The 12,436-nt window shown below is 37.4% G+C and carries 14 protein-coding genes; 1 reads left to right on the top strand and 13 read right to left on the bottom strand.

The annotated features are described in order from the left end of the window. Positions 1-7: 7 nt before the first annotated feature. From I5776_RS08005 to rpsU, 8 genes are all read right to left on the bottom strand, one after another. The gene (locus tag I5776_RS08005) at positions 8-970 is read right to left on the bottom strand and encodes a PhoH family protein (protein WP_202780111.1); all 963 of its coding nucleotides are present in this window, start codon (positions 968-970) and stop codon (positions 8-10) included. Further along, complete coding sequence (yqfD, locus tag I5776_RS08000) at positions 967-2,160, bottom strand: sporulation protein YqfD (RefSeq protein ID WP_202780110.1); 1,194 nt, start codon at positions 2,158-2,160, stop codon at positions 967-969. The genes I5776_RS08005 and yqfD overlap by 4 nt, the downstream gene beginning before the upstream one ends. A 6-nt stretch (positions 2,161-2,166) precedes the next feature. Further along, positions 2,167-2,457, bottom strand: coding sequence for a sporulation protein YqfC (yqfC, locus tag I5776_RS07995; protein ID WP_202780108.1), 291 nt, complete (start codon positions 2,455-2,457; stop codon positions 2,167-2,169). Between the two features lie 297 nt (positions 2,458-2,754). Next, positions 2,755-3,153 carry a hypothetical protein gene (locus I5776_RS07990; RefSeq protein ID WP_202780098.1) on the bottom strand — a complete coding sequence of 133 codons (399 nt, stop codon included), beginning with the start codon at positions 3,151-3,153 and terminating at the stop codon, positions 2,755-2,757. Between the two features lie 24 nt (positions 3,154-3,177). Beyond that, positions 3,178-4,179, bottom strand: coding sequence for a flotillin-like protein FloA (gene floA / locus I5776_RS07985; protein ID WP_202780097.1), 1,002 nt, complete (start codon positions 4,177-4,179; stop codon positions 3,178-3,180). A 22-nt stretch (positions 4,180-4,201) separates the two neighbouring features. Further along, positions 4,202-5,512 carry an NfeD family protein gene (locus I5776_RS07980; protein WP_202780088.1) on the bottom strand — a complete coding sequence of 437 codons (1,311 nt, stop codon included), beginning with the start codon at positions 5,510-5,512 and terminating at the stop codon, positions 4,202-4,204. A gap of 128 nt (positions 5,513-5,640) precedes the next feature. Further along, positions 5,641-6,093 (bottom strand): GatB/YqeY domain-containing protein, encoded by a 453-nt coding sequence (locus I5776_RS07975; RefSeq protein ID WP_202780086.1) that lies wholly within the window; start codon positions 6,091-6,093, stop codon positions 5,641-5,643. Between the two features lie 14 nt (positions 6,094-6,107). Continuing rightward, positions 6,108-6,281, bottom strand: coding sequence for a 30S ribosomal protein S21 (rpsU, locus tag I5776_RS07970; protein WP_039238310.1), 174 nt, complete (start codon positions 6,279-6,281; stop codon positions 6,108-6,110). Positions 6,282-6,453: 172 nt separating this feature from the next. Between rpsU and I5776_RS07965 the strand changes: the two genes are divergently transcribed. Then, a complete protein-coding gene (locus I5776_RS07965; protein WP_202780730.1) occupies positions 6,454-7,383 on the top strand; it encodes a Na/Pi symporter in 930 nt (309 codons plus the stop codon). A 36-nt stretch (positions 7,384-7,419) separates the two neighbouring features. Here I5776_RS07965 and deoC read toward each other — a convergent pair whose 3' ends face one another. The 5 genes from deoC to dnaJ form a co-directional block, all read right to left on the bottom strand. After that, the gene (gene deoC, locus I5776_RS07960; RefSeq protein WP_202780084.1) at positions 7,420-8,091 is read right to left on the bottom strand and encodes a deoxyribose-phosphate aldolase; all 672 of its coding nucleotides are present in this window, start codon (positions 8,089-8,091) and stop codon (positions 7,420-7,422) included. Between the two features lie 100 nt (positions 8,092-8,191). Continuing rightward, on the bottom strand, positions 8,192-9,544 hold the full coding sequence (mtaB, locus tag I5776_RS07955; RefSeq protein WP_202780083.1) for a tRNA (N(6)-L-threonylcarbamoyladenosine(37)-C(2))-methylthiotransferase MtaB: 1,353 nt from the start codon (positions 9,542-9,544) through the stop codon (positions 8,192-8,194). Positions 9,545-9,549: 5 nt separating this feature from the next. Continuing rightward, entirely contained in the window at positions 9,550-10,302 is a 753-nt protein-coding gene (locus I5776_RS07950; RefSeq protein WP_202780078.1) for a 16S rRNA (uracil(1498)-N(3))-methyltransferase, read from the bottom strand. Positions 10,303-10,308: 6 nt separating this feature from the next. Then, the gene (prmA, locus tag I5776_RS07945) at positions 10,309-11,247 is read right to left on the bottom strand and encodes a 50S ribosomal protein L11 methyltransferase (protein WP_202780076.1); all 939 of its coding nucleotides are present in this window, start codon (positions 11,245-11,247) and stop codon (positions 10,309-10,311) included. A gap of 22 nt (positions 11,248-11,269) precedes the next feature. Beyond that, positions 11,270-12,400 (bottom strand): molecular chaperone DnaJ, encoded by a 1,131-nt coding sequence (dnaJ, locus tag I5776_RS07940; protein ID WP_202780074.1) that lies wholly within the window; start codon positions 12,398-12,400, stop codon positions 11,270-11,272. Positions 12,401-12,436 lie beyond the last annotated feature (36 nt).

The raw sequence follows: 12,436 nt of genomic DNA, 5'->3' as shown, positions 1-12,436 counted from the left end.
GGTCGGGTTAAATGGAATGGTGATTATAAGCATCAATAATTTTTGCAACAAGCGGGTGTCTAACAACATCACTTTGTTCTAAATGCGTAAACGAGATGCCTTGGACATTGTCCAATATCTTTTCCGCGGCGACGAGGCCGGATTGAACTCCTTTTGGTAAATCTACCTGCGTTCGATCCCCGGTAATTACCATCTTTGAATTAAAACCTAAGCGTGTTAAAAACATTTTCATTTGCGCTTGTGTTGTGTTCTGTGCCTCATCAAGAATGACAAAGGCATCGTCTAATGTTCTTCCTCTCATATAGGCGAGAGGCGCAATTTCAATTGTTTCTCGTTCAATTAAACGGTTTGTATGTTCACTGCCCAATACATCATTTAATGCATCGTACAGTGGACGTAAGTAGGGATCCACTTTCTCCTTTAAATCACCCGGTAAGAAGCCCAAACTTTCTCCCGCTTCTACAGCAGGTCTCGTTAGTATGATCCGTTTGACATGGCCGCTTTTTAACGCACTTACTGCCATGACAACGGCTAAATATGTCTTCCCTGTGCCTGCGGGGCCAATTCCAAATACTAAATCGTTCTTTTTAATTGCAGCAATATATTGTCTTTGTCCTAATGTTTTTACTCGGATCGGTTTGCCCTTTGCATTTTTAGTGATTTCTTCTTCATATATTTCTGCAAAATACTCGAGTATTCCTTGCTTTTCCATTTGGATAGCATAGACAACATCACGTTGACTAATATTGATAGATTGCCGAATTATTTTTAGCAGTTGAAACAAAATATGGTAAACTTTCTCCACATTGCTTTCATTTCCCGAAACATCTATCGTTTCTCCACGGGTAACGATTGATACTTCGTATTCTTGTTCCAGTAATTTCAAATTCACATCTGATATACCAAATAAAGCAATTGCTTCATTTGTATTTTGTAATTGAAGGTTTGATGTTATTGAATCTTCAGTCATTCAGCGTCTCCTTGAATAATTGGTTTTGCTTTCGCAATATTTTCGGTTACTTGGAAATATATTGATAAATCCACTTTACCATTCTCAACTTTTTGATGCAAAACATATTCATCAATAATCTTTGCATCTGATGGAATCTTTGCTTTTAAATCACTTTTAGCAATTTCTTTTGCAGCATTTATAGCTTCATTTTTTGTATAATTCCTTTCCACTTTTTCATTTTCTCTAATCGTTGTATTTTCATATTTTATCGGAAGTTGCCATTTAAGAAACTTGATATTGTGCGACTGGGTTTCCTTATCAAAGTCCTTATATTCTATTTTTCCAAATCCCCATAATGGAATACTAACAGAACCAATTTCCAAAGAATATTTTCGCTTTTCATTCCCTGTATATACTTGGAATTCAGATTTAAAAGGCATATTCACATCTACTTTATACCACGTTTTCCCTATTACCTTTCCTATAGCCGCAACTTTCTTTTCATTGTGTTCATTTCCAATTGTTCCCGAAACTAAAAGTTGTCCTTTTTTTACATACTGATTAACCTTTACCACCGGTTGCCCATTTTCGACAAACATGTCAACAATGACCGCTTTTTTATTTGCTACAAGATTTTGTGGCGATTGCTTCTCAGCTTGCTCTGGTATATTTTTTTCAACAACTTGAAAGTGGTAGGTTGTCCCGTTTAAATCAACACCCACCCAGGTAATATTCGGAATACGATCTTCTAATTTTCGTTGAATGGTTTCAACATCATCAATAAAAAATTGGAGTTTCCCTACATGAACACCAAGATTATCTAATTCCTTTCGAATTTGATGCTCAATTTGCGGGCTCGCCCCTTTTATATTTATCCCCCATACAATATTTGATAATAGCGTAATAACAACAAAGAAAAGTAGAAATCCTGCGAAAAACCCTGCATTTTTTAATGTTCTTTTCCATAAAAAAGGGGCCCCTTGTCCACTTAAAAAAGATATTTTACAATCAAATTTGCGGACTTGGTGTCTTAATTTATGCACATCTTTGAGACGAATATAAAATGTAATAGCGGAAGAACCTTGTCGTTTCACATTCCATACAATCAAACTGGAACGGGTAAGCTGGTTAATAAATCGCTCAACCCCCTTTCCTTCAACCTTAACAAGAATCGTTCCACCAAAAAATGTAAACCAATGGTTTTTCAAAAGTAGTCACTCCTTCTCATTTAAATAAATTACTTCATCAATTTTCCCTTCAAGTAAGATCTCTTCTGGTAAAATCGTTTTAATAACAAAGGATTGACCTTTAATAAGTAGTTGCCCTTGTTTAAGTAATAAACGCACTTCACGATCTGAAAAGGTTAACAACCCGCGATGATTTTCTATATAAATATGAATTTGTCCGATCATGGTAATTCGAGGGAGATCCATCATGACATCCTGAGGCAGCTCCATTTTATTCGTCATCCAACTTCGAAGTATTCGGCTCCAATTTTTTGCCATAAAAAAGAACCCCCTTTCATCTCATATTTATGAACAAGAATGGGGATTCAGCACACTTTTTTATAAGAAAAGCGGAAGCGCCTTGCTCATCGACGGAGATAAAGGAAACACGATGAGCCTGAAAGGCGAATCGATGTTGACTTATCGTAGGGAAAAGTCCTGAAGTTTTCTAGTCGATAGGCGCTGGAGCTGGACATTGCAGGATACTTAGTAAGACTGAAGACACATAAAAAATTATACTTTCTTTATTATTAAGAAAAACCGTATCATTTTTTTATGATACGGTTTCATAACAAATTATTTACTTTTAAATGGTTTTTTTGCTCTTGGAGGGCCAAGAACTTCCGCTAATATGATTCCTTTTAAAAGATCGCTTTCATCAATATCAATTTTCTTCGTTTCTTCATGATAATCTTTTTGAAAGGATGTCACTTCTTCGTATTTTTTTATGATTTGTGCTTCATTCGTCCGTTCTATATTTTTCTCCATTTTTTCAAGCAATGGAGCTTTTTCATTTTTATAAGATGTCTCTATAGTTGAAACAACTTTTTTCACCTTTTGCTGCGTTGTAACCGAAGGCTTTGCAGGCGAAAAAACTGGTCTAGAAGCTGATTTCTTTTCAGCTTCTTGTCCTTCTGTCTTCCTTTTTACGATAAAGCCGATTATCCCTACAACTATTGCTATAATGAGTTCCAAAGGAATTCCTCCTTACCTTTGGTTTTATTCTGGCTTTTGTTGATCTTTTTTATCTGTAGTCATTTTTCCAATGGAGCCTCGCATATCTGTATCAGATTCGATGTTTTTAAAATTCATATAGTCCATTACACCAATATTGCCTGTACGAAGTGCTTCAGCCATCGCTAATGGTACATCTGCCTCTGCTTCTACAACTTTCGCTCTCATTTCTTGTACACGGGCTTTCATTTCCTGTTCAGAGGCTACAGCCATTGCACGGCGTTCTTCCGCTTTTGCTTGAGCAATTTTTTTATCAGCTTCCGCTTGCTCTGTTTGCAGTTCCGCACCGATGTTTTTGCCGATATCAACATCCGCAATATCGATGGACAGAATTTCAAATGCTGTACCAGCATCTAAGCCCTTTGCTAATACCGTTTGGGATATAAGATCTGGATTTTCCAATACTTTTTTGTGATGGTCTGATGAACCAATTGTACTAACAATTCCTTCACCTACACGAGCAATAATTGTCTCCTCACCAGCTCCACCGACTAATCTTTCGATATTGGCACGAACTGTAATTCTTGCTTTTGCCTTAACCTCAATCCCATTCATTGCAACACCGGCAATAAACGGTGTTTCAATTACTTTTGGATTTACACTCATTTGAACCGCTTCTAACACATTACGGCCAGCTAAATCGATAGCTGCACAGCGCTCGAATGTTAGCTCAATATTCGCACGATGCGCTGCGATTAACGCATTTACGACACGGTCAACATTACCACCAGCTAAATAGTGACTTTCAAGTTGATTAATTCCTACATCAATACCCGCTTTCCGAGCTTTAATTAATGGATTAATAATACGGCTCGGAATAACTCGACGAAGCCTCATTCCAATTAATGTGAAAATTCCAATTTTAACTCCTGCTGCAAGAGCAGATATCCAAAGCATAACCGGAACAAAAGTTAATAAGATTGCTAGAACAATAATACCAGCAACAATCGCCAATAAAACGAGAATTGTACCTGGATCTAATGCCATTTTATTTCCCCCTTTAATAAGACTAATTATCTTCTCTAACTACAATACGCGATCCTTCTACCTTGATTATCTTCACTTTCACTCCCTTATCGATGTACCCGCCTTCACTTACGACGTCTAAACGTTCATCATTGATTGTCATTGTACCGGCAGGTCGAAGCGGTGTCATTGTAACCCCATTTTTCCCTACTAACTCCAAACGATTAACATTTGAAACATAACCTTTTTCTGTACTAGTAGAATCGGATAAGATAATCTTTTTAAATAGTTTCATACGTTTTCCTAACACCTTTACCATTATAATCATACCAATTATTGCTACTAAAATAGCAATGATGATGGAAATACCCATGTAAAAAATGTTCCCACCCGCCATTAGTAAGCTACCTACTATCGCAGCAGTACCAAGTATTCCTGCAATTGCTCCAGGTAAGAAGAACTCCGCAATAATAAGAACAATACCAATAATAAACAAAATAAGAGATTCATACCCCGCTAATCCTGCGACTAAATGTCCATAAAAAAACAATAGAAGTGCCATGATTCCCATTGTACCTGGTATACCGAACCCAGGGGAATACAATTCTATCACTAAACCAAGGCTGGCAATAGATAACAATATAGGTACAACAATAGGATTTGTTAAAAATCTCGCAACCTTTTCAGCAAAACTACTATTAATATGTTCAATATTCGCATGTTCATAACCTATCTTCGCGAGTAGTTCATCAATATTTTTTACGGTTCCTTCGGAATAGCCAACTTCAACAGCTTGGTCAGCAGTAAGTGTCAGCAACCCACCCTTTTCAACTTTTAAATCAGGTAGATTAATGTTTTCAACAGCCATCGCTTCTGCGTATATTGGATTACGTCCATGTTGGCTAGCAGCTGCGTTCATGGCAGACCGCCAATAGCTTTCCGCCTTTTTTCCCGCAGTGTTTCCCTTTTGATCGATAATTGCCGCTGCGCCCATTGTCCCATCTGGCACCATATAAATTTGGTCAGCAAATAGAGAAATATATGCACCTGCAGACAAAGCTTTATTATTGACGAAAGCTATTTTCTTTATTTTAGTACTATTTAGCAGTTTTCCAATCTCACTTGCCGCATCCACTGCACCACCTGGTGTATTAATATCAAAAATGATGATATCTGCGTGTTTTTCCTCTGCCGTTTTGACAGCTCTCTTTAAAAAAGCGTGTAACCCTTTTTCTACATCTTCTTCAATAGGAATAATGATTACCGTATTTTCATTATTACTCGCTGTAACAGGGAGGATTGAGAAAAAAACTACTAATATGAAACATCCAATAAAGAACAGGCCCTTTTTCAAATTCTCACCCCTTTCTAATTTAGATGTTGTTTATTATTTTACGATTGAGTAGAACAAAAGTTTCATTATTTTTGTAGTATTATCTTGCTATGAAAAAAGCCGGGAAGTAAAATACTTCCCGGCTTTTATTAGGATAGTTGCTGCTTAACGATATTATTTACAGTTGAACCATCTGCTTTTCCTTTTACTTTTACTTTTGGCATGATGGCACTCATCACTTTTCCCATTTCAGCTTTTGAAGTTGCACCAACTTCATTAATTGTTTCTATAACAATTTTTGTTAGTTCTTCTTCTGTTAACTGTTCGGGTAAATATATATCTACAAAAGTTAATTCCGTCTGAATTTTTTCAACGAGATCTTCACGACCTGCATTTTGAAATTCCTGGAGGGAGTCTTTGCGTTGCTTCACTTCGCGAGAAAGGATTGTCAGTTCTTCTTCTTCTGACAATTGATCCTTACCAAGCCTAATCGCCTCATTTTGTAAAGAAGCTTTAAGCATGCGGATAACAGAGAGTTTTTCTTTTTCTTTGTTTTTCATCGCTTGTTTCATATCTTCATTTAAACGCTCGAGAAGACCCATTCTTCCACCCTCTCTTAGAACTTACGCTTTCTAGCAGCTTCAGATTTTTTCTTACGTTTTACGCTTGGTTTTTCATAAAATTCGCGCTTTCTATATTCTTGTAAAGTTCCCGTTTTAGAAACTGTACGTTTGAAGCGGCGAAGAGCATCTTCAAGCGATTCGTTTTTACGAACAACTGTTTTTGACATCTCTCTTTCCCTCCCTCCGAACACACACTACGGTATCATGATGACACATGAAAACCTGTACCTTGCAATTATAATATATACTTATGAGCAGGTCAATAAACTTTACGTTATTTTACATGTTCTCGTCATTTTTACATCATTTTTACCATATGATGAATTAAGAGGTGGGGACATGCTTTATTTTGGATTATTTGTAGGATTAGTAGGAAGTTTTCTTATCGGAATGACTTGGTTGCGGGTTGGTTTGTTTAATATTTCTGGTAAGGCAATGGAACAATGGTTAAAAAAGGTTACTAATACACCGATTAAAGGGATGATCGTCGGTATAATTATGACAGCAATATTGCAGAGTAGTTCAGCCGTAATGGTCATAACTGTCGGGTTGGTCGCTGCAAGAATATTATCATTTCCCCAAACAATTGGAATTATTTTGGGTACCAATATCGGGACAACCTTTACTTTAGAATTCTTATCCTATGATTTATCCAGTATAATCATTCCGTTTCTTTTTTTAGGTTTACTTTGTTTACTATTTAAACAAGAAAAATTAAAAAGTTTAGGATATATTTTAACCGGTTTTGCCATTATCATTAGTGCAATGCGCGCTTTTGAGTGGTTAGCTGCACCTTTAACTCAATTAGATGTTGTCCAAAAGGTTCTTTATCTAATGAATGATCATATTTTTTTCGGGTTTTTATTTTCAATCCTTTTAACTGCCTGTATTCAATCAAGTACGGTGATGACCGGGATTGCCATGAGCTTTTTAAGTGCTGGGATATTCCCTTTGGAAACAGGAATAGTCATTATGTTAGGAGCAAATATTGGAACGTGCATTACAGGCTTATTAGCAAGTATTGGTGCAGGAGAGGAAGCCAGATTAACAGCATATGCTCATATTTGGCTCAATGTAGTAGGAGCAATTTTTTTTATTCCCTGCATTCCTTATCTAGCTGATGTCAGCCAAGCTTTAACAGCAAGTCTCGAAACCCAGTTGGCACATGCAAGTGTTGTATTTAATGTCGTTTGCTCTTTACTTGTTCTACCATTTGCAACAAAATTCGGCCGTTTTATCATTCGGTTTCACGGAAAAAAAAGGATTTAAAAAGCCCGGGATACTCCCCGGGCTTACTGCGTTTGTTTAATAATCACTATCGCTTGATAATCCTTGAACAATTTTCACTCCTGAACTTGCTCCAATACGTGTTGCGCCCGCATTAATCATATTTTGTGCATCCTCTGGACTACGGACACCACCTGAAGCCTTTACACCCTTATCTGGTCCAACTGTTTTCCTCATGAGGGCGATATCTTCGACAGTGGCACCACCCGTAGAAAAGCCAGTAGATGTTTTTACATAATCAGCCCCTGCTTTGACAGAAAGTTCACATGCACGAACTTTTTCTTCTTCTGTTAAAAGACATGTCTCAATAATAACCTTTGTTAGGGCTTTACCTTGGGCAGCAGATGTAACAGCACGGATATCTTTTTCTACCAGGTCATAATCCCCGCTTTTTAGGGCGCCTATATTGATGACCATATCTACTTCTGTTGCTCCATTGTCAATGGCATTTTTTGTTTCAAACGCTTTTGTTTCAGAAGTTGTTGCCCCGAGAGGAAAACCAATTACGGTACAAACTTTCACATCTGTTCCTTTTAATTTCTCAGCCGCTAATGCAACCCATGCTGGATTAACACAAACTGACGCAAATGAATATTCCTTTGCTTCTTCGCATAAAGTTTGAATTTGTTGTTGAGTGGCTTCGGGTTTAAGTAATGTATGATCAATCATTTTTGCAATATTATTTGTCATTTTTATTCTCCTTTTATGTATGTTGTACGTACCTCTAATACTATACCATTGTCATTTTAGTATTTCCAATTAATAAAAAAACTGCAGCTTAGCTGCAGTTTTATATGGCTTCTTGTTGAATTTCTTCAATATCGTCGATGACTCGGACAAATTGTCCCTCATTATATGGATAACCAGATTTTGTGATTTTTACTTTCACTAATTTACCAACCATATCTTCTGTTGCAGGGAATACGACTTTCAAATAATTATCCGTGTATCCTTCATATAAACCGCTAGACGGATCTTCTTTATATTTTTCTTCCGGAATCACTTCTAGTACTTCATTTTCAAAGCGTGAAGCGTATTCTTTTGCTAATTGATCTGATAATGAAATCAACCGATGAACACGTTCATTTTTTATATTTTCATCAATTTGATCTTCCATCCGTGCAGCAGGTGTTCCTGTACGTTTCGAATACGGGAAAACATGAAGTTCAGAAAACTTATGATCTTTAATAAAATTATACGTTTCCATAAATTCTTCTTCAGTTTCACCAGGGAAGCCAACGATTACATCAGATGTTACTGCAAGCCCAGGTAAGGCTTTTTTCAATTTCACTAGTCTTTCAGCATATTCAGCCATCGTGTACTTACGTCTCATTCTTTTTAGAACGGTATCCGAACCAGATTGAAGAGGAATGTGCATATGGCGAACGATTAATTTTGATTTATTTATTACTTCAATTACTTCATCAGTCAATTGACTGGCTTCAATTGATGAAATACGAATGCGTTTTAAACCTTTAACTTGTGCTTCCATATCACTAAGGAGCATTGCCAAATTATAGTCCTTCATATCTTGTCCATAACCGCCTGTGTGAATCCCTGTCAATACAATTTCTTTATAGCCGGCATCCACTAATTGCTGTGCTTGGCGGATAACTTCCTTAGGATCACGGGAACGCATTAACCCACGCGCCCATGGAATGATACAAAATGTACAAAAATTATTGCAACCTTCTTGAATTTTTAAGGAAGCGCGTGTTCTATCGGTAAAAGCAGGAACATCTAACTCTTCATATACACGATTCTTCATAATGTTTCCAACACCATTAATTGGCTGACGTTCCTGTTTAAATTGCTCAATGTACCCAAGCATTTTCACACGATCCTGTGTACCTACAACGATGTCAACACCCGGTATAGCCATGATTTCTGCAGGTGATGTTTGCGCATAACAACCAGTTACACAAATAACTGCATCTGGATTTTTTCTGACTGCTCGTCTAATTACTTGACGACTTTTTTTGTCTCCCGTGTTCGTAACTGTACATGTATTAATGACGTACACATCTGCTGTCGATTCAAAATCGACACGTTCATAACCTTGTGCTTTAAATAACTGCCAGATGGCTTCTGTTTCATAATGATTAACTTTACATCCTAAAGTATGAAATGCCACTTGTGACATTACAATCACCTCATTAATTCTAATTGGTAAGATATCGCGGATAAAGCATATAAAGGCGCTGTTTCAGTTCTTAATATTCTAGGACCTAGTCCACATAGTTGAAATCCGCTTTCTTCCATACGACGAACTTCATCAACTGAAAGACCACCTTCCGGACCAAATACGATCAATACAGAATCTCCCGGAGAAAAATGATTGATCGTCCTCACAAAATTGGAAGTCTCCCCGTTTTTAGCACTTTCTTCAAATGCAACGATTTTATGATTAAATGAATTACTAAAGACTATTAAAGATTTAAATGTATGGGGGGCGTGAATAATCGGCATATGCTGTCGATGGGATTGTTCAGCAGCTTCTAAAGCAATTTTTTGCCATCGATCAAGTTTCTTCTTTTCTTTCTTTGAATCCCATTTCACAATCGAGCGATCCGCAATAAAAGGGACAAATTCATATGCTCCAAGCTCTGTACCCTTTTGAATAATATATTCCAATTTATCCCCTTTAGGCAGTCCGCTTGCAATCGCCACTTTAACCGGTAATTCTCTATTTGCTTCTTCCCATTTTACAATATGAGCTATGATTTCTTCATTGGTAATATCCTCTATTTTGGCAATTCCAGCTTTGTTATCTGTAAAAACGACGTAAAATTCGTCATTACGTTTCATCCGCATAACATGGGATATATGATGAAACACATCACCCTTTAAACGAATTTCATCTTCTCCCTCATATGAACTGCCAATGAAGTATCTTTGCATTATTCATCACCCACGCTTTGCAATAAAAGCTATCCAGTCTTCCATCACGATAGTTTCTTCAATGCTAAACCCAGATGAAATAATCGCTTCTTTCACTTGGTCCTTCTTCTGTTGAATAATCCCCGATGCGATAAAATAGCCATTCGGTTTGACAGCTTTAGCAACATCATCGGTAAAGCTCATGATAACCTCGGCTAGAATATTCGATACGACAACATCAACCTGCCCATTCATCCCATTTAATAGATCATTTTTCGATACGGTAACTTGATCTTGAACTTTATTTAGTTTCACATTAAGTTTGGCTGATTGCACTGCAACTTCATCTAAGTCTAAAGCGGTAACTTGTACTGCTCCTAAAAGTGCTGCAGCGATACTAAGCACTCCCGAACCAGTACCTACGTCTATTACGGTGTCATTTTGCTTCACTGTTCTTTCCAGCGCTTGGATACACATCACCGTAGTAGGATGGGTCCCTGTTCCAAATGCCATCCCAGGATCCAATTCAATAATTAATTCATCGCTACTAACAGCTTCATATTTTTCCCATGTTGGAACTATAGTGAATTTCTCTGATATTTTCACGGGATTATAATACTTTTTCCATGCTGTTGCCCATTCTTCCTCATTCACTTCACTTATTGTTACATGATTTTGGCCAATGTCTATATTGAAGAGTGCTAGATTATTTATAGCTTGCTTAATCTCTTCAACTGTTTCACCTAAAAAGCTGTTAACGGATAAATAAGCTTTAATAATTACCCCTTCTTCAGGGTAGTCATCTGGATTGAGTTGGTAGATTTCACCGAATTGATCTTCTCTTTCTTTTACTAAATCAAACGGGTCTTCTATTACAACCCCGCTAGCACCTGCCTCATGCAATATATTTGAGATTGGTTCGATTGCTTCATTTGTCGTATGGATCATAATTTCAGACCATTTCATTTTCTACCAACTCCATTTTAAATTATTCCCCTTTGAAAGCCTTCTTCATTTTATCGATGAAGGATTCGTTCTGCTCATCTGGAGCCGACCCTTCTGTCTCTGAAAATTCCCTTAATAGTTGTTTTTGCTTATCTGTTAACTTTGTTGGTGTAATCACTTTCACATGGATATGCTGATCTCCCGTACCATATCCCCTAACATTTGGCACACCTTTGCCTCGAAGTCTAAACTTAGTTCCCGTTTGCGTTCCAGCGGGAACCTTTAATTTTACTTTACCATGTAAGGTTGGTACTTCGATCTCGTCTCCTAATGCAGCTTGAGCGAATGTGATTGGCATTTCACAATAAATATCGTCCCCATCACGTTCAAAGAATTCATGCTCTCTAACGTGGAAAACTACATAAAGATCTCCAGCAGGTCCACCATTTACCCCCGGCTCACCTTGACCGGAAACCCGTAATTGTTGTCCATCATCTACTCCAGCTGGAATTTTCACATTGATTCTGCGACGTTTTTTCACTTTTCCAGTACCGCCGCATGTTTTACATTTATTTTTTATCATCTTACCTGTACCATTACAATAATGGCACACACGGCGATTAACAATTTTTCCGAACGGAGTATTTTGCTCCGTATTTAATTGTCCGGAACCATGACAATGTGAACATGTTTCTGGTTGTGTTCCAGGTTTCGCTCCTGAACCATGACATGTGTCACATGTTTCTTCTCTTGGAATTTCGATTTCAGTTTCTTTTCCGAACACTGCTTCTTTGAATGTTAATGTCATCGTGTATTGAAGATCTGCGCCTTGTCGAGGGGCATTTGGATCACGTCTTCTTGATGATCCACCACCAAAGAACGTACTGAAGATATCTTCAAAGCCGCCAAATCCTCCGAAATCTCCGTCCCCACCAAAACCACCAAATCCTTGATTTGGATCAGTATGGCCGAAACGATCATATTGATCACGTTTTTGATCGTCTGATAGAACTTCGTATGCTTCTTTTACCTCTTTAAATTTATCAGCTGCATCCGCTTCTTTATTAATATCCGGATGGTATTTTTTAGATAGTTTTCGATATGCTTTTTTAATCTCTTCTTTTGAAGCATTTTTTTCCAGACCTAATACTTCATAATAGTCCCTTTTACTCATTCATCCACACTCCCGAATCCTTTCGCATAAAGGTTA

The sequence above is a fragment of the Heyndrickxia vini genome (assembly GCF_016772275.1).
In the GTDB taxonomy this organism is placed as follows: Bacteria; Bacillota; Bacilli; order Bacillales; family Bacillaceae_C; genus Heyndrickxia; species Heyndrickxia vini.
This window is presented reverse-complemented; position numbering and strand designations above follow the sequence as displayed.